Source organism: Acinetobacter sp. KS-LM10 (genome assembly GCF_036896575.1).
Classification (GTDB): domain Bacteria; phylum Pseudomonadota; class Gammaproteobacteria; order Pseudomonadales; family Moraxellaceae; genus Acinetobacter; species Acinetobacter avistercoris.
Genome location: NZ_CP145906.1, coordinates 325,940 through 342,724, shown reverse-complemented (window position 1 = coordinate 342,724; position 16,785 = coordinate 325,940). Strand labels below are relative to the sequence as shown.

Annotated in this window: 15 protein-coding genes; 12 read left to right on the top strand and 3 right to left on the bottom strand. The window is 37.3% G+C overall.

Annotated features, from left to right (window positions below; all coding sequences use genetic code 11):
* Positions 1–17: 17 nt before the first annotated feature.
* Positions 18–1,397 (top strand): AAA family ATPase, encoded by a 1,380-nt coding sequence (locus V5M36_RS01515; protein ID WP_338561289.1) that lies wholly within the window; start codon positions 18–20, stop codon positions 1,395–1,397.
* 475 nt (positions 1,398–1,872) lie between these two features.
* On the opposite strand, the gene V5M36_RS01510 is transcribed toward V5M36_RS01515, so the two are convergent.
* Together V5M36_RS01510 and V5M36_RS01505 are read right to left on the bottom strand one after the other, a co-directional pair.
* Positions 1,873–2,274, bottom strand: coding sequence for a hypothetical protein (locus V5M36_RS01510; protein WP_338561287.1), 402 nt, complete (start codon positions 2,272–2,274; stop codon positions 1,873–1,875).
* Positions 2,275–2,366: 92 nt separating this feature from the next.
* Positions 2,367–2,600 (bottom strand): VENN motif pre-toxin domain-containing protein, encoded by a 234-nt coding sequence (locus V5M36_RS01505; protein WP_338561285.1) that lies wholly within the window; start codon positions 2,598–2,600, stop codon positions 2,367–2,369.
* Positions 2,601–3,369: 769 nt separating this feature from the next.
* On the opposite strand from V5M36_RS01505, the gene V5M36_RS01500 reads away from it, so the two are divergent.
* The 11 genes from V5M36_RS01500 to V5M36_RS01450 all read left to right on the top strand — a co-directional run bounded on the left by V5M36_RS01500 (position 3,370) and on the right by V5M36_RS01450 (position 15,543).
* Positions 3,370–3,903: a fimbrial protein gene (locus tag V5M36_RS01500; protein ID WP_338561283.1), complete on the top strand. Its 534-nt coding sequence runs from the start codon at positions 3,370–3,372 to the stop codon at positions 3,901–3,903.
* A 74-nt stretch (positions 3,904–3,977) separates the two neighbouring features.
* A complete protein-coding gene (locus V5M36_RS01495) occupies positions 3,978–4,709 on the top strand; it encodes a fimbrial biogenesis chaperone (RefSeq protein WP_338561281.1) in 732 nt (243 codons plus the stop codon).
* Positions 4,710–4,771: 62 nt separating this feature from the next.
* Positions 4,772–7,345, top strand: a complete 2,574-nt coding sequence (locus tag V5M36_RS01490; RefSeq protein ID WP_338561279.1) for a fimbria/pilus outer membrane usher protein — start codon at positions 4,772–4,774, stop codon at positions 7,343–7,345.
* Complete coding sequence (locus V5M36_RS01485) at positions 7,342–8,364, top strand: fimbrial protein (RefSeq protein ID WP_338561278.1); 1,023 nt, start codon at positions 7,342–7,344, stop codon at positions 8,362–8,364. The genes V5M36_RS01490 and V5M36_RS01485 overlap by 4 nt, the downstream gene beginning before the upstream one ends.
* Positions 8,365–8,533: 169 nt before the next feature.
* Positions 8,534–8,767, top strand: coding sequence for a hypothetical protein (locus tag V5M36_RS01480; RefSeq protein WP_338561276.1), 234 nt, complete (start codon positions 8,534–8,536; stop codon positions 8,765–8,767).
* A 592-nt stretch (positions 8,768–9,359) separates the two neighbouring features.
* Entirely contained in the window at positions 9,360–12,197 is a 2,838-nt protein-coding gene (locus V5M36_RS01475) for a monovalent cation/H+ antiporter subunit A (RefSeq protein ID WP_338563977.1), read from the top strand.
* 3 nt (positions 12,198–12,200) lie between these two features.
* Positions 12,201–12,566 (top strand): Na+/H+ antiporter subunit C, encoded by a 366-nt coding sequence (locus V5M36_RS01470; RefSeq protein ID WP_338561274.1) that lies wholly within the window; start codon positions 12,201–12,203, stop codon positions 12,564–12,566.
* Positions 12,567–12,568: 2 nt separating this feature from the next.
* A complete protein-coding gene (locus V5M36_RS01465; RefSeq protein WP_445206300.1) occupies positions 12,569–14,374 on the top strand; it encodes a monovalent cation/H+ antiporter subunit D in 1,806 nt (601 codons plus the stop codon).
* A complete protein-coding gene (locus tag V5M36_RS01460) occupies positions 14,375–14,899 on the top strand; it encodes a Na+/H+ antiporter subunit E (protein ID WP_338561273.1) in 525 nt (174 codons plus the stop codon). It abuts the gene before it with no gap.
* Complete coding sequence (locus tag V5M36_RS01455) at positions 14,896–15,171, top strand: monovalent cation/H+ antiporter subunit F (protein ID WP_338561272.1); 276 nt, start codon at positions 14,896–14,898, stop codon at positions 15,169–15,171. The genes V5M36_RS01460 and V5M36_RS01455 overlap by 4 nt, the downstream gene beginning before the upstream one ends.
* Positions 15,172–15,180: 9 nt before the next feature.
* Positions 15,181–15,543, top strand: a complete 363-nt coding sequence (locus tag V5M36_RS01450) for a Na+/H+ antiporter subunit G (RefSeq protein WP_338561271.1) — start codon at positions 15,181–15,183, stop codon at positions 15,541–15,543.
* A gap of 92 nt (positions 15,544–15,635) precedes the next feature.
* Here the strand turns inward: V5M36_RS01450 and V5M36_RS01445 are convergent, their stop codons facing one another.
* On the bottom strand, positions 15,636–16,526 hold the full coding sequence (locus V5M36_RS01445) for a metal-dependent hydrolase (protein WP_338561269.1): 891 nt from the start codon (positions 16,524–16,526) through the stop codon (positions 15,636–15,638).
* Positions 16,527–16,785: the final 259 nt, after the last annotated feature.

Genomic DNA, 16,785 nt, shown 5'->3' with positions numbered 1-16,785 from the left:
TAAGTTGCAGGTAACATATGAAAATACAATCCATAAAACTACGCCATTGCTATCATTTTTCTGATCTAAACGTCGAGTTTAATTACGCCAAGCAGCCGATTACACTCATTTTAGGTGACCAATCGACCGGTAAGACGGCGATTATAAAAAATATTTATCAAGCTTTAACATGGTTTCCTGCTCGATTTAAAGACTCTCGTACAGCAGGCGTGGTGATGTTAGATGCAGATATAAAAAAAGAATGTATAAAGTCGACGATTGAAGTCAATGTCGAAATTCCGACTGAAATAGGTGTTCTTTCAGAGCGCTTGGACACACAGGAAAATAACGCGAATCTTTGTAGTTGGACATTATTTAAAACCATAACAGCAAACGGCTTAGGGCACAGTAAAGTCGATACGGCTCAGCTTGAACAACTTGCAGAAATGTATCATAAAATAATGAGAGAAGACCCTCTTCAAGGATTACCTCTGATTGCCTACTACCCCTCAGATCGTTTTGTAAATGAAACCAACCTATTAACTAAAAATAATCCTGCTGTATTTCAAAACCACTCGGCTTATGAAAATGTCGCTATTTCCTATACAACTTTTGCACGTTTTTTCGAATGGCTTCGTGAAATCACTGACATTGAAAATGCGCAGACCTCACACTTATTACAACAACTTTTATTCAATGAAAAGCAAAATCAATTGGATGGAAGAGATGCACATACAGATGGATTATCACAAAAATTATTAGCAGCACATGCACAGATGCATGCTCCAAGTATGGAGGCCTTAAAAACAGCTTTAAATATTGTTTTTCCTGACTTAAGCGATATCTTTATTGAATATTTACCTAAACTACAGTTAATGGTTACTTTCAAAGATCAAACAGTGCCATTTTTCCAACTCTCAAATTCAATGCGTAATTGGATTGCGCTGGTAGGAGATGTCGTTAGACGCTTATGTCTACTTAATCCAAATCAACTCTACCCTTGTCTTGAAGGTGATGGGATTTTGTTAATTGATAATATTGATGCTCAACTTGATAAAGATATGACTCAAAATATCTTAAATAAATTGCATCAAGCTTTTCCAAGAATCCAAATTATTGCCACTGGCACGAGTGAAGACTTGTTGGAATATGCTAAAGATTATCAATATTTGAAATTAGAACAGAAAAAGTTAATTTCGGTTGATCTCTCCACTCAAAATAATGATTTCGATCTACTCTTCCAAAATTTGCTACAGCATATAGAACCTGTAGAAAATGAATTAACGCTTGAACCTGAGAACTTATCTCTAGATGCTCAAAGTATGTTTGAACAATTTCAAGTCATGAGCCCTGAACAACAAAATAATTTCTTGCAATTAATTCATAACGGAGAGCGCGTCTCTATTGCGAAAATTTAATTCAAACGATGAATAAAATATATGCATCAGTATAGATTTTCTTGGAATATTCCATTGGCTATGTATGTCCAAAAACAATCTATCTAAAATAAATCTTAGATTATCGTTTGAAGTGCAACACCATGTTGTTGGCATAATAATTGACAAGAGCCCATATATAAGAAGAGATTTTTTTAGGATTGAAATGATTACGATTTAAACGCTAAGCGATATAGCGCTTAGAAAAACCTGCGCGTAACAGGAAGTAAATCTGATATCTTTCTTCTTGAGTAAGATGAGTTTAGTTTATGATTCAACTTTGACTTTGGTCGGTCGGAAGCAAAATGCTATCTCATCTTGCTTCTTTCCAATAATTTAATCTCTGTTGCACTTCATTTAAGAATCTAAGATTTTAGGAAGATTTAATAATTAACGATGTTATATAATTAAAAGTATCTACGTAACTGGTAATTATTAAATTCAAATTTCCTAAATTTTATACTTCAAATACAATTTCTTTTTTATCGACAGTTAACAAATACTCTCTCCATTTTGTTAAAATTTCAAACAAGGTATCTAGAGGTATCTTATCAGTGTATTCTTTTGTGAAAGATCTTTTAAAACTAATATAATCATTTTGAATCATAGCTTTCGCACTATCCCACTCATTATCAATTATAGCTGTTTTAAGTAAATATTCTCCTTTACAAAAATTTAGTATTTTTAATACTTTTAGTACTGAATCAGTAGTATCTAAAGACTGTATAAAACTTGAAGCATCTTCAAGATATTCATCTTCTCTATTTGCATTTTTCTGAGAAAGACCAATTGCTGCGAAATAAATTATTTCCCCACCTTCATCTTCCTGAGTATGATTAAAAAAAAATTTAACTTTCATGAAATAGCTCTCGAATAAAAATTTTTTTAACAGGCCAAGCACGCCATTATTTTACAGTTGTATCATTTGGTGGAATCTTAACATCTGCTCTGCTATAGGGTGTTAAATAATCGACGGCCTTCTTTAGCGATGTAACTGAACAAAGATCGTTTAGGAGAGGCTCGAGTATTATTGTTATTTTCAATCGCATTATCTGCTGCATTTGCTGCTTCAACTACATCATAACCAGAGTATGCTGAAATAACGCCAACAATGATTTTTCCTGCATTTCTATTTCTTAATTTTTCTTCAGCACTATATTCAGTGCCAATACTTGGATCAGGCATTAAACTTGCAATAACCTCTCCTACACCTGCACCAATAGCTCCTGCGGCGCAACTAAGTTGAGTTGCAGCAGCTGCTTGTGCTTCAGCTCCAACTGCACCTCCGCTAACTGAAGTAGCTACTGTAGCTGAACCGTTAATTCTAACCTACCAACATCCTAAAAATTTTAATAATACTCAAGGTCTGTAAAGATGAAGCAATTAAACGTTAAATTAATAAAAATTTAAGTTCTGATTTAACTTTTATTTATCTTTCGTACAGTAATTTTATGAATATTTTCATTTGGAATAATAGACCTCATCTCTTGTTTCTCTACCATTCAGTTTAATAATTTCAAGTATCGAAAACGACTTATATTCTGTCATACACCAAAATTTTCAAAACCAATTTGTGTGAATTTTTCTATATTTTTTACATTTTTTATAATTATTTATGTGATGCGCCCAATAAATTAAAAAAATATTTTTCAAATGAAAGTATCAAAAAGCCAATTCAAAAATAATTCACTAATTTTCACATCATAAATATTTTTAATGATTTAATTCAATCACATAAAAACAATTCTTTTTACAAAAACAAGAGAATGAGATTACTTCCAACACCTAAAGAAAATAAATTTGTTTTTTTTAGATGATTATCTCAATTTTAAATTACAAATTTCACGATTCAATTAATGTGATATTGTTTGCATTTTTTATGAGTAATGTTAACATCATCAACTCTAATGTAGTTCCCTTTTAAAACTTAATAAGATTTGCTCTTGGATTAAAAATGAAAAAAATTACTTTTATTCTTGCAACAACATTCGTTGGTATCACTGCTGCTCATGCAGCTGACGGTACAATCACAATTAATGGTTTAGTTACTGATAAAACTTGCGATATCGTTACCCCTCAAGGTAAAGACTTTACCGTTACATTACCTACGGTTTCTAAGCAAACTCTTGCTAAAGCGGGTGATGTAGCAGGTCGTACACCATTTACAATTAATCTTGCAAATTGTTCAGAAGGTAAAGTAGCGACTTATTTTGAACCAGGCGCAACTGTTGATTTTACTTCTGGTCGTTTGAACAACCAAGACACTGCTGGTGCTAAAAATGTACAAATTCAATTATTAGGCTCTAATAACTTGTTTGTTCCTGTACTTGCTGCGAGTACGAATGGTGCACAAACTAACTCTCAATGGGTTGATGTTGCTGATGCTGGTTCTGCAGATTTAAACTATTATGCTGAATATTTTGCAACTGATGCTTCAACAGCTGGTAAAGTAACAACCTCTGTACAATATACTATTATTTATCAATAATTTATAAATTAAAAACTAATGTAGCTCGCTACATTAGTTTTCTTTTTTTATTTAATTTTTTATGAGAATACGTTATGCGCTTAAAGCAACCCCTTTTCAAAATTGGACTCTTTGCTTGCTTACTTCCATTTTCTACTGCACATGCTGAAATAATTATTCACGGCACTCGGGTTGTTTACCCTTCTGATGCTCGAGAAATTACTTTACAGGTCAGCAATAATGGAAATACTCCAGCTTTGGTTCAAGCTTGGATAGATGAGGGTGATGCTAGTAGTACTCCTGACCAGTCTCAAGCTCCTTTTATGATTACTCCCCCTATTTCACGAGTAGAGTCTAAAAAAGGACAAACATTAAGAATCTCTGCTTTACCTAAATCGGGCAGTCTAAATAAGACTCAAGAAACTTTATATTGGCTCAATGTTTTAGATATTCCGCCTAAACCAAGTTCAAAAAATGTAACGGATACCCCTGAGAATTTTTTGCAGCTTGCGATTCGCTCGCGTATTAAATTCTTTTATCGTCCAAGCGAAATTAAAGATAACTCAGCTGAGGCACCATCGAAATTACAATGGTCTGTGCAGGGTGATCAACTTAAAATTAAAAATGTAACGCCCTTTCATGTCACATTAACTTCGATTAACCAAGAGCAAGCTGGTAAACGTTTTGACTTAATTACAGAAGGATTAATGCTTAAACCCTTCTCAGAAGAGCGTGTTGCTTTGAAATCTTCCAATATTTCAAAAATGGTTTTTACCACTATTAATGATTATGGTGGCCGAGTGGAACTTCCTGTAAAAATTCAATAAATTCCAAAAATAGAACTCACATAAAAAATTAACCTATTTTATTAAGATAGGCGGATAACCTTATGCAAAATAAACAACAAAATTTAAAATCGATAAAGCATAGTGTTCGCTATTATTTAGTTTATGGCGTTATTACGCTCAGTATGTCTGTCACCGTTCATGCAGAAGAAGCGAAACAAACAAATAATGTTGTTCAAGAAGCAGAATTTGACTCGGCTTTTTTAATTGGTGATACCAGAAAAATTGATGTTGACCGTTTTAAATATGGGAATCCTGTTTTACCTGGTGAATATAGTCTTGACGTCTATGTAAACGGTAATTGGTTTGGCAAACGCCATATCGTTTTTAAGGCCTTAGATAATAAAGAGAATGCTTTTACTTGTTTTACAAAAACAAGTTTACTTGAATATGGTGTCAAGTCTGATGTATTAAATAAAAATAATGCAGAAAATCTAAAACTAGAACCTTGTAAAAAAATCGATGCATGGATCGAAAATGCTTATTACGAGTATGATAATTCACGTTTACGTCTAGATATTTCAATTCCACAAGTCGCTATGCAGAAAAATGCACAAGGTTATGTGGATCCTAGTGTTTGGAATCGCGGAATCAATGCAGCATTCCTGTCTTATAATGGTAGTGCATATAAAACATACGACAGAATGCAAGGCAATGAAGAACGTACGAATGCCTTCACATCAATTAATACTGGCGCTAATATTTTAGGCTGGCAGTTCCGTCATAACGGACAGTGGCAGTGGCAAGACAAAGCAAATAATAATGACGATACCACTGCAAACAATAGTTATGAGTCAATTAGTACATATGTTCAGCGTGCTTTTCCTCAATATCGAGGTGTATTCACGCTTGGTGACAGCTACACCGACGGTGAAATTTTTGATTCATTTGGCTATCGTGGGGTAGATTTTTCGAGCGATGACCGCATGCTTCCAAACAGTATGCTTGGTTATGCTCCACGAATTCGCGGTAATGCAAAAACCAATGCAAAAGTTGAAATTCGTCAACAAGGCCAATTAATTTATCAAACCACTGTAACACCAGGTAGTTTTGAAATTAATGATCTTTACCCTACTGGTTTTGGTGGTGAATTAGAAGTTTCAATTATTGAAGCTAGCGGTGAAACTCAGCGCTTTAAAGTTCCTTATGCTTCGGTTGTGCAAATGCTTCGTCCTGGAATGAGTCGTTATTCTGTTACTGTTGGACAATTCCGTGACAAAGACATTCATTTAGATCCATGGATCATACAAGCCAAATATCAATACGGTATCAATAATTTTATTACAGGATTTACGGGCCTTCAAAGTTCAGAAGACTACTCAGCATTTACATTAGGTAGTGCATTTTCAACGCCTATTGGTGCCGTATCTTTAGATGTCACACATTCACAAGCTGACTTTAAAAAACGTCAAAGTGAAACAGGTCAAAGTTATCGATTAAGCTACAGTAAATTAATTACACCAACAAATACGAATTTAACGCTCGCAGCATATCGTTATTCAACTGAAAATTTTTATAAGTTACGAGATGCATTAATTGTTCAAGATTTAGATGATCGTGGCATTAGTTCAACTTATGTTGGTAAGCAACGTAGTGAATTTCAAATTACTCTAAATCAAGGATTACCGAATAAATGGGGCAACATTTACGCTACGGGCTCTTGGATTGATTATTGGAACCGCCAAGAAACGACTCGCCAATATCAAATGGGTTATAGCAATACATACAGCAACCTCACTTATGGTATATCTGCCATCAAACGTATTGTAGAAGACAATATAACTAGACAAACAACTGATGATACGGAATATATGCTGACCTTGTCCCTGCCATGGTCATTTAAGAAAAACTCTGTCAACTTCAACTCAATGACCACTAAAGACAATATAACCTTAGGGATGAGTGGCACGGTGAATGATCGCTTTAATTACGGCACATCTGTATCTCAGACCTATGGTGATAATGCCAGTATGAATGTCAATGCACAGTATCGTACCAATTTCACGACACTAGGTGGCTCGTATAGTATTTCAGATCAATATGAACAAGCGATGGTTTCTGCACGTGGCAATATTGTGGCGCATTCTAAGGGTGTTCTTTTAGGACCAGATCAAGGCCAAACTATGGTGCTCGTTTATGCGCCTGAAGCAGCAGGTGCCAAAGTCAACAATACCACTGGGTTAAGCATTAATAAATCTGGCTATGCTGTTATTCCATATGTAACCCCTTATCGTTTAAACGATATCACGCTTGATCCTCAAAATATGTCTACAGATGTAGAGCTTTCAGAGACCAGTCAGCGGATTGCACCTTATGCGGGTTCTATTTCTCAAGTCAGTTTTGCAACTAAGCTTGGTAAAGCGATTTACATACATGGACTGACTAAAGAAGGCAAAACCTTACCGTTTGCAGCTGAAGCATTTAACTCCCAAGGTGAAAATATCGGCATGGTTGCTCAAGGGAGTATGGTTTATCTACGCACGAGCCTAACCGCTGATACAGTCACCGTTAAATGGGGCGATGAAGCGAATGAGCAATGTAAAATTACTTATGATGTTACTCAGCAGGCAACTGATAAAAATCAAAATATGATTACGGCAGAGGCTACATGTCAATGAAATTCAAAACGCTAAGCGCATTAACTCTACTGGTTTGTACTGCGGGTATGACTGAAGCATATGCAGCTTGCACTCCTTCAAATGGATTTAGACCACAGGATGTAAGTATGGCTGTAGGACGTGTTGTCGTAAGACCAAGTGATGCTGTAGGCCAGGTCTTAAGAAAAGCAACCTTCCCTATTTCAAGCAATGGTTCACAATATAACTGTGATAATGGTTCACCTTCAACGATAAATGCTGTTTTAAGTCAAAACTATCCTCTCAGCCCTGCTGGAGCATCTATTTACAGTACAAATATTCCTGGTATTGGTATTCGCTTATATCGTGAAGCAGAAGCAGCGGCAAACTTTTCTGGATATTATCCATACACAAGAACTCTAGAAAGGAATAGAAACTACACCTTAGCTAATGGTTATTTTGTTGTTGAAATTATAAAAACTGCACCTACGACTGGTTCTGGTACATTAGTTCCAGGACAGTATAGTAGTTACTATCTTACTGGTCAGAGCACTAAGCCTTTTCTCACAAGTACAGTTTATGGCAATGCCATTACGATCGCTTCTTCATCGTGTGAAATTCAAGGCAATATAAATAAGGTTATACAATTGCCTACAGTGAACAAAGCTGATTTTAAAGGGATTGGCTCTACACAGGGTGAACAGATTTTTGATTTGAATATTTTATGCAATGGCGGTCAAAACCCAACAGGTTACGAAGAATCCAATAAAATTAGTTTAAATTTTGATTACACAGCAGCAGCGAATACCAACAATCAAGTCATTAATAATGATGCTCCAGCAAATACTCGTGCACGTGGTGTAAGTACTCAAATTATATGGAATTATCAAAATCAAAATAAAGTCATTACTAAAGGCGAAAAATTAGCCTTAGGCACATTAAGGTCTAACCAAAACATACAATATAATGTCCCAATGAAAGCGCGTTATTATCAGACTGCATCAACCGTTACACCAGGCACAGTCAGAGGTATGGCAACCGTCACAATTGAATATGATTAAGTGACACACACATCAAAATTAAATATATTTTATTGTTTTAATTAAATTTTATTTGTTTTTTGAAGATTAGCCCTGTATTTATCTTACTTATACATCTCAACTAAGGGGAAGAGAGATGAAGGTGGATAAATACACACTTTTTATAAGCTTTATTTTTTTGAATACCTCAATGCTTTCTCATGCAGAAAAAATTGATTTTCAAGGTTCAATTTCAGAATTCACTTGTGAACATCATTCTAAAGAGAGTAGATGTAAGGCTGTTCAAATCGCTTTATCCACAATCAAAACAAAACAAAAAGATAAAGACAACAAAACCAATATTCAAAGTAATCAAATTGCAAATATTATTGCTGAACAATCTTTAGGCCAGAATAAAAAAGTGATTACGCTCAGTTATCACTAAAATAATCAGATATGAAATCACTAAATCCACTAAAGTGATTGATATTATTCTTCGTTAAGCATGTACTTACATTTGTCAAATAGCTTTAACTATCGATAATTTTAGTATGACTAGATTCAATCTATAGTTTTAAATGAATGATCAAAATATTCGTATTTTTTAGGCACTAAAATTATTGAGTAAAACCATGTTGATCACTTTTCCGTTCATGTTTTTAATCAATGAGTTTTTGGACAAAGCTCATTGGACTCATAGACACAGTGAAGACCTCTCTTCTATTTACAAAATTGTTTAATATTTTTAATTTTCGCTTCACAACGAATTTAAAACAAAAAAAATAGACAAATTCGCTATAATATTTGATGACATGGGCAAAAGCGTTTGATGTTATTTTGTTCGTGTAATAAAATATTTGCATTCATTTTATTCAAAAAATGTTTTTTTTGAATTTCTTTTCAAGTTGCGCAACACAACTTGTTTCTGATTATTTATATTGGTTCGGCTTTCAAAATTTAAGTAGTTGGATTGCTCTTTGCTTTCCTCAGATATTTGGAAGATAAAACTCACCATAGGTTTCGACCTATTCAACACTATGGATATACGTGTGCTACCGATTATTATATTACTACCGTTAATACTTGGCACTGTTCTTGTCCTATGGCTGAAAAAATTCTCTCGCGGGGCTACAGCTTTAGGGGCAATTGGAGTCAGTTTAACAAGCTTTATTCTGTTACTGACTCAAGCCAAAGAGGTTTTGAATGGAAATGCCGTCTCCGAACAATGGCAATGGTTACCCCAATTTGGAATTGATTTAAGTTTCCGTTTAGATGCATTAGGGCTGATTTTTGCACTTCTCATTTCTGGGATCGGCACCTTAATTTATATTTATGCATATTATTATTTAAATCCTAAAAATTCTTTAAGCAAACTATATGCGTTATTAATGTTGTTTATGGCAGCCATGCTCGGCATCTCCCTGTCAAACAACCTAATCGTGTTACTCGTTTTTTGGGAACTCACCAGTATTTCTTCATTCCTATTGGTTGGATATTGGAGCAATTACGAAGCGGCTCAACGTGGTTCGCGCATGGCATTAACCATCACTGGAATGGGTGGTTTAGCGATGTTAGGTGGATTTGTTCTTCTTGGGCAAATCACGGGTACCTATCAAATAGATGAAATATTAACAATGACGTCGGTCATTCAATCGAGTCCATTGTTTGTTCCTGCTTTGCTCCTCATTTTGCTTGGCGCATTTACAAAGAGTGCGCAATTTCCGTTTCACTTTTGGCTACCCAATGCCATGGCTGCTCCAACGCCTGTGTCTGCATATCTACATTCTGCGACCATGGTTAAAGCCGGAATTTTCTTATTAGCACGTTTGTTGCCTATTTTTGTAGGCTCCGCGTTGTATCATAATCTGGTGACTACAGTCGGTCTATTTACCCTCTGTATGGCTGCTTTTTTTGCAATCTTTAAAGAAGATCTAAAAGGTTTATTGGCTTATTCTACGATTAGTCATTTGGGTCTTATCGTTTGCTTATTGGGGATTGGCTCGCCACTTGCTGTGGCTGCAGCTGTGTTCCATATTATCAACCATGCCACCTTTAAAGCTGCACTCTTTATGATTGCAGGGATTATTGACCACGAAACAGGAACACGTGATTTACGTAAATTAAGTGGAATCTGGCAACTCCTTCCGTTTACTGCGACCTTAACCATGATTACTGCCGCAGCAATGGCAGGTGTACCGTTGACGAATGGTTTCTTGTCTAAAGAAATGTTCTTTACTGAGCTCCTTGCGAATCTATCGGGTGGTTTTGTCATCTTAGCGGCCATCATCGCGACATTGGCTGGTTTATTCGCAGTGACCTATTCAGTACGCTTAGTCCATGGCGTATTTTTTGATGGCGACATCGGTAAGAATGTTCCAAATAAAGATGCACATGAGCCTCATATCGGGATGCGTTTACCTGCCATTATTTTAGCCAGCTTATGTATTTTAGTCGGAATCCTTCCTGCATTATTAGTCGAACCTATCGTCAATGCAGGTACTCGTGCCAGCATCAATCAGGCTAATTTTGAAGGTGTGCATTTAGCTATTTGGCATGGTTTTAATCTGCCACTTTTAATGAGCGCCATCGCTTTAATTGGCGGTATCATTTTCTACTTTAGCTTAGCCAAGGGCAGTCGTATCCGTGAGATTGACTTAGACCCTCTATTGGGCAAGTTACAAGGTAAGTTATTATTTGAAAGCTTTTTAAAGCATTTATTATTAAATTCACGAAAATTAAAACGAGCGACTGAAACAGGCTCGTTGCAGAATTACTTGCTGTGGATTGTAGTTTTCACAATCGTTATTGTGGCTATGCCTTTAGTCGGTCAAGGACTGAGTACAGGTACACGCGAATTAACGCATGCACCGATGATCGCGATTGTATTCTGGTTACTGCTCTTTTCAGCTTGCTGGATGATGTTATGGTTCCATCACGAACGCATTAAAGCAGTCCTGATCAGTGGTGCGATTGGCTTAGTTGTGACGATGGTTTTCGTTACGCTTTCTGCACCTGATTTAGCCCTCACGCAGATCACTGTCGATGTAGTCACAACCGTATTGCTGCTCATGAGTTTGTCTCTTTTACCACAACTTACTCCTTATGAATCTTCAGGCTCAAGACGCTGGAGAGATGCGATTATTGCGATTGTAGGGGGCTTAGGGGTTGGCTGGATTGCTTGGTTGATTTTAACCCGTGATCACAACTCAATTTCGTGGTTCTTCTTACAGCAATCTATTCCTTTAGGTGGTGGGTCCAACGTTGTAAACGTGATTTTAGTCGACTTCCGTGGTTTCGATACCTTCGGTGAAATTACCGTATTGGGTATCGCAGCGATTGGTGCTCTTTGTTTAATGGATGGCATGCGTACTCACGGAACAACCATTACCCAAGGCTTAAGCTACCGTTTTAATCCTTCACCCTTGATGTTACGTATGACGACTTCTTGGGTACTGCCTATCGCACTTGTCGTTAGTCTTTACATTTTCTTGCGTGGTCATAATTTACCAGGAGGTGGTTTCATTGCTGGACTGATCACAACAATGGCGTTGGTTATTCAATATATTGCATTAGGACAAGATCAAACTGAGCAAATGTTGAAGGCTAAATCTGGACGTCTATATGAAATCTGGATTGGCTCGGGATTGATGATTGCAGGACTCACAGGTATCGCAGCTTGGTATTGGGGACGTCCATTCCTCACCAGCGCACATATTTATGTAGAACCTATTTTACTCGGAAAAATGCATTTAGCATCCGCTGCTGCATTTGACGTCGGCGTCTATGTCACTGTTGTTGGTTCAGCCATGCTGATGATTTCAGTATTAGGCGATTCCCGTAATACCAGCATCACTGGTCCAGTACCTAAGGGGTAATTCATGATTAGTTTAGAATTTTTACTCGCTTCTGCCATTGGATTATTGATTGCCACCGGTATTTACTTAATCCTTCGTGCCCGAACATTTCCTGTGGTCCTCGGTTTAGCCATGATTGGCTATGCGGTCAATCTCTTCCTTTTTTCAATGGGACGTTTACAGCTCAGTTCTCCAGCTATTTTGACTGACGCTACAAAAGTTTCCGACCCCCTACCTCAAGCACTGGTATTAACAGCGATTGTCATTGGCTTTGCCACAACGGCATTTATTGTCCAATTGGCTTTACGCAGTCGTTATGAGTCTGGAACAGATCATATCGACTCCAAAGAAGAACCCGTCAATACCGACTTACGTGAGGATGAGCCTTAATCATGAACTTTTTCGAATTTTGGCTTGATCATGCACCTGTAATGAGTATTTTAATTCCAGGTTTCACTGCGTTTATCTTGGTCCTTTTGGGCAATCCTGGTTCTGGTTCACTTTCCCATGACTGGCGTCAACCATGGCGCCGTGGTGTAAGTTGTTTCTCAATGGTACTGGGTTTGATCACAGCAATCTGTTATCTGATTCAAGCCAATACAGGCGTTATCACTGTTTATCAGTTAAGCGAATGGTCTGCGCCTTTCGGTATTGTATTGGTATTAGACAGACTGTCTGCATTCATGCTGGTACTCACCTATGCTTTAGCTGTTCCTCTTATTTGGTTCGCAAGTAAAGAGTGGGACGAACGTGGCCGATATTTTCACGCCATGTGTCATTTTTTACTCATGGGACTATGTGGGGCTTTCCTCACTGGGGATTTGTTTAACCTCTTTGTATTTTTTGAAATCTTATTGATGGCGTCTTATGTCCTGCTTTTGCACGGACAAGGTAAAGCACGATTTCAATTGGGCATTCACTACGTCACCATTAATCTCTTGGCATCTGCCTTGTTCCTCATCGGACTGGGTATGATTTATGGTTCAGTCGGCAGTTTAAATATGGCGGATGTCAGCCGACTATTACCCACTTTAGCGGGTGATCAATATCAAATCGCTGTTGCGGGTGGTCTATTACTGTTTGTGGTATTTGCCATTAAAGCTGCCATATTACCCGTTGGTTTTTGGCTGCCTAAAACCTATGCCGTTGCAACAACTCCAGTGGCTGCGTTATTCACGATTATGACCAAAGTCGGTATTTATGCGATTATCCGTGTAAATAGCATGGTCTTTAATGATGAACTGTCTCGCGAAATTTTATCCAGCTGGTTATTGCCGATCGGCTTAGTAACCTCTGTCTATGGTGTTATTGGTGCTATAGGGGCTGAACGCTTACGTCGTTTTGTGGGCTTCATGGTACTTTCATCCGTGGGAACTATCGTTATTGCTCTGTCCTTAATGAATACCGATGCTTGGACAGCCGCTTTATATTATTTGGTTCACAGTACGATTATTGCTGCTACTTTTTATCTGCTTTGCGGCTGGATCACATCACAACGCGGTTCATTTAAAGATCATTTAAAAGTTGCCCCGATGATGAAGCAACAGACTCTAGTGTCTATTTGCTTCTTTATTATCGCGTTAATGATGGCTGGATTACCTCCATTTAGTGGCTTCTTTGGTAAGATTTTTATTTTACAAGCCACGGCTGAATCACCTTATCAACTCCTCATCATTATTACGGTCTTGATCGTGAGCTTGTTGAGTATTATGGCGTTTACCCGTTTAGGATTGGTGATTTTCTGGCGTGCGACAAAGCCTGTAGATAACCCAAATGATGAGGCTTTCGAGGAATACCAAAAACTTCCTGAAGTCTCCCCTGCTCGCAATGATCGCACCATTTATATTTTTCTGACGGGTTTAGTCGCTTATGTCATCTTTGCAAATCCGATTATGAACTATATTCATCAAACGGCAGTGCAACTGAATGACTCAGCTTTCTATACGAAATCTATTTTAAAAACAGATGAACATGGGCAAGTCATTAGTGTGCAACCTTATGATCCAAACTATTTACCTGAAACTAAATATGGCGGTGAATCTGCAGATCCTAATGCGCACTTAATTCCATACATCATTAGTGATAAAACGTTGCAGGGCGAACATATTTCAGAATATAAACAACGCCAAATCGAACAACGACAGCTTGAATTAGAACAATCGCCTGATGATTCAAAACTCAAGCCGATGGAGCCATAAATGACTCAGAAAATCGCTTTCATTGACCGAGTATTGCCCCACCCTTTTGTTTCGGTAATTGTCGCTATCAGCTGGCTCATGTTGGGCCAGAGCGCAGAATTATTTGATTTTATCGTTGCGGTTATCTTAGGTTTAATCATTCCTAAAATGACTCAACGTTTTATTGTTCGTACACCCAATATTGATTGGAAGGTCGCAATAAAACTCATATTTGTCGTGATCTGGGACATTATTATTTGTAACTTCAGAGTTGCTAAACAAGTTTTGGGTCCAACTAAAAACTTACATCCAAAATGGTTTCGCGTACCGCTTGAAACAGATCATGAGCATGTGAATACACTCCTCGCGATGATTATTACCACTACACCAGGCACGGTCACAGCGGGTATTGATCAAGAGCGAGGTGACATTCTCGTCCACATATTGAGTAGTGATGATCCAGAGGCTGAAATACTCGAGATTAAAGCTCGTTATGAAGCGCCTTTAATGTCCATCTTCCATGCCAAACGAGGAGAAGGTTCATGATCATTTTGCCTTATGCTTTGGGAATTTGTTTAGTCGGTATTACCATTTCCATGTTTCTATGCTTATACCGTTTGGTGTTGGGACCTTCAATTGTAGATCGACTCCTTGCATTAGATACCTTGTTCTTAAACGCAACCTGTTTAGTGGTTATTCTTGGAATTTATTGGGCCAGTACTTCATTGTTTGAAGGTGCGTTATTGATTGCAATGCTCGGCTTTGTATCTACAGCAGCACTGGCACGCTATTTCACCACTGGCCATGTCATAGATTAGGAGCATAAAATGCAAATTTTAATGGAAATTTTAGTCTCTATCTTCTTAATCATTGGTACTTTTTTCACTATTATTGGTGGAATTGGCATGGTGAAGTTGCCCGATTTATTCATGCGATTACATGCGCCAACCAAATCAAGTACCCTTGGATTAGGGAGCTTTTTAATCGCAGCAATGATTTATGCTGCCTTTCATGGTCGTTTTGGATTTGCTGAAATTTTAATTACACTGCTGGCATTTATCACTGCTCCAGTATCTGCAAATCTGATCGCTCAAGCAGCAATTCATTTACGTCTACGATCAACCTCTGGTGATGTTCCCGAAACAATAGAGCGGCCACTTCCTTGGCAAAAACCACGTAGAATGAAATAATCAATTTGCGCCATAATTATCTCGAGTCATGAAAAACCTAGTCAATCGACTAGGTTTTTTTAACTCTGTATCAACTATTCTGTATCAACTATTTAGCTATAGAGTGAAGGCATATTTTCGTGTTGAAAACTTTCCATATGATATTCAGTGGCTAATTTGTTTTTCCAAAAATCAACAATTTCTGTATAGTCAATTTCGGAAGGATGAAAATCCTTTTTATAATAAGAAAGATACTCTGGAACAAGTTGTATAAACATTTTCGTAATCAAAAATATACCGTACAAATTTCCCGATACTTTGGGTACGCTTTTTTTATAGTCTTGGATAAATAAACGACTAGCCGAATAAAACGTTAAGCTTGCAAAACCCGTGGTGACGCTACGCATCACGCTACGACGGACTTTGTGATCTTTATAAACAGCTTGATAAGTATCAAACGCCACAGCTCGATGTTCAATTTCTTCAATGGCATGCCATACCCAAAGTTTAGCTGCATCTTCATCGAGCGTACTTAAAAGTTCGGGATGTCGAAGAATATAGCCGCCTAAAAGTGCCGTAAAATGTTCAAAAGCACAGGTAATTGCTAACTGTAATTTTGGATGAACTGTACGAATAAATTCATCACGACGTGCTAACCACGCTTGGAAATTATCAAGTTGATAATCATCTCTACGCCAAGCATCATTAAACTCTGCATGAGCTTTGGAGTGCATTGCCTCCTGCCCGATAAAAGCTGCAATCTGGGCTTGTAAGCGCTGATCCGTGACTTTATCACGTACATTTCGGACACTGTGTACAAAGAACTGCTCACCAATCGGGAATGTTGAAGACAATGCCGTCAAGACATGCGACATCACTGGCGAATTTGCAAAAAAATGTCGTCGAATCGCTTTCGGATTATAATATAAACGGCGGACGGTGATGCCGAGCGCTTTGGGGCGATTTAAATATGATTTTTCTTTCGCCATTTGAGTTACTGTCATCGTTTCAACCTACTCTGACTGTTTTAATTCACTCTATATTGTCAGATTGATCCTTTTTGTATATTGCAAAAAAAGACAGCTAAAAATCGAATCTATACATTTTGCCAACTTTTTCACACTTACTTTCACACGTCTTTGCAAGATTTAGATCTAATCTCTTGTTTTAATAATTTTTTATTTTATTTTTTCATTTCATATTCAAAATGTAACTGTTAGACAAGACCTATCAATAAGCATAAAAAAAATCCCACATTGGTGG

What these genes read in the sequence shown, in the direction of transcription:
- V5M36_RS01515 (WP_338561289.1), top strand. Translation starts at nt 18, where the DNA reads ATGAAAATACAATCCATAAAACTACGCCATTGCTATCATTTTTCTGAT.
- V5M36_RS01510 (WP_338561287.1), bottom strand. Translation starts at nt 2,274, where the DNA reads ATGAAAGTTAAATTTTTTTTTAATCATACTCAGGAAGATGAAGGTGGG.
- V5M36_RS01505 (WP_338561285.1), bottom strand. Translation starts at nt 2,600, where the DNA reads ATGCCTGATCCAAGTATTGGCACTGAATATAGTGCTGAAGAAAAATTA.
- V5M36_RS01500 (WP_338561283.1), top strand. Translation starts at nt 3,370, where the DNA reads ATGAAAAAAATTACTTTTATTCTTGCAACAACATTCGTTGGTATCACT.
- V5M36_RS01495 (WP_338561281.1), top strand. Translation starts at nt 3,978, where the DNA reads ATGCGCTTAAAGCAACCCCTTTTCAAAATTGGACTCTTTGCTTGCTTA.
- V5M36_RS01490 (WP_338561279.1), top strand. Translation starts at nt 4,772, where the DNA reads ATGCAAAATAAACAACAAAATTTAAAATCGATAAAGCATAGTGTTCGC.
- V5M36_RS01485 (WP_338561278.1), top strand. Translation starts at nt 7,342, where the DNA reads ATGAAATTCAAAACGCTAAGCGCATTAACTCTACTGGTTTGTACTGCG.
- V5M36_RS01480 (WP_338561276.1), top strand. Translation starts at nt 8,534, where the DNA reads ATGCTTTCTCATGCAGAAAAAATTGATTTTCAAGGTTCAATTTCAGAA.
- V5M36_RS01475 (WP_338563977.1), top strand. Translation starts at nt 9,360, where the DNA reads ATGGATATACGTGTGCTACCGATTATTATATTACTACCGTTAATACTT.
- V5M36_RS01470 (WP_338561274.1), top strand. Translation starts at nt 12,201, where the DNA reads ATGATTAGTTTAGAATTTTTACTCGCTTCTGCCATTGGATTATTGATT.
- V5M36_RS01465 (WP_445206300.1), top strand. Translation starts at nt 12,569, where the DNA reads ATGAACTTTTTCGAATTTTGGCTTGATCATGCACCTGTAATGAGTATT.
- V5M36_RS01460 (WP_338561273.1), top strand. Translation starts at nt 14,375, where the DNA reads ATGACTCAGAAAATCGCTTTCATTGACCGAGTATTGCCCCACCCTTTT.
- V5M36_RS01455 (WP_338561272.1), top strand. Translation starts at nt 14,896, where the DNA reads ATGATCATTTTGCCTTATGCTTTGGGAATTTGTTTAGTCGGTATTACC.
- V5M36_RS01450 (WP_338561271.1), top strand. Translation starts at nt 15,181, where the DNA reads ATGCAAATTTTAATGGAAATTTTAGTCTCTATCTTCTTAATCATTGGT.
- V5M36_RS01445 (WP_338561269.1), bottom strand. Translation starts at nt 16,526, where the DNA reads ATGACAGTAACTCAAATGGCGAAAGAAAAATCATATTTAAATCGCCCC.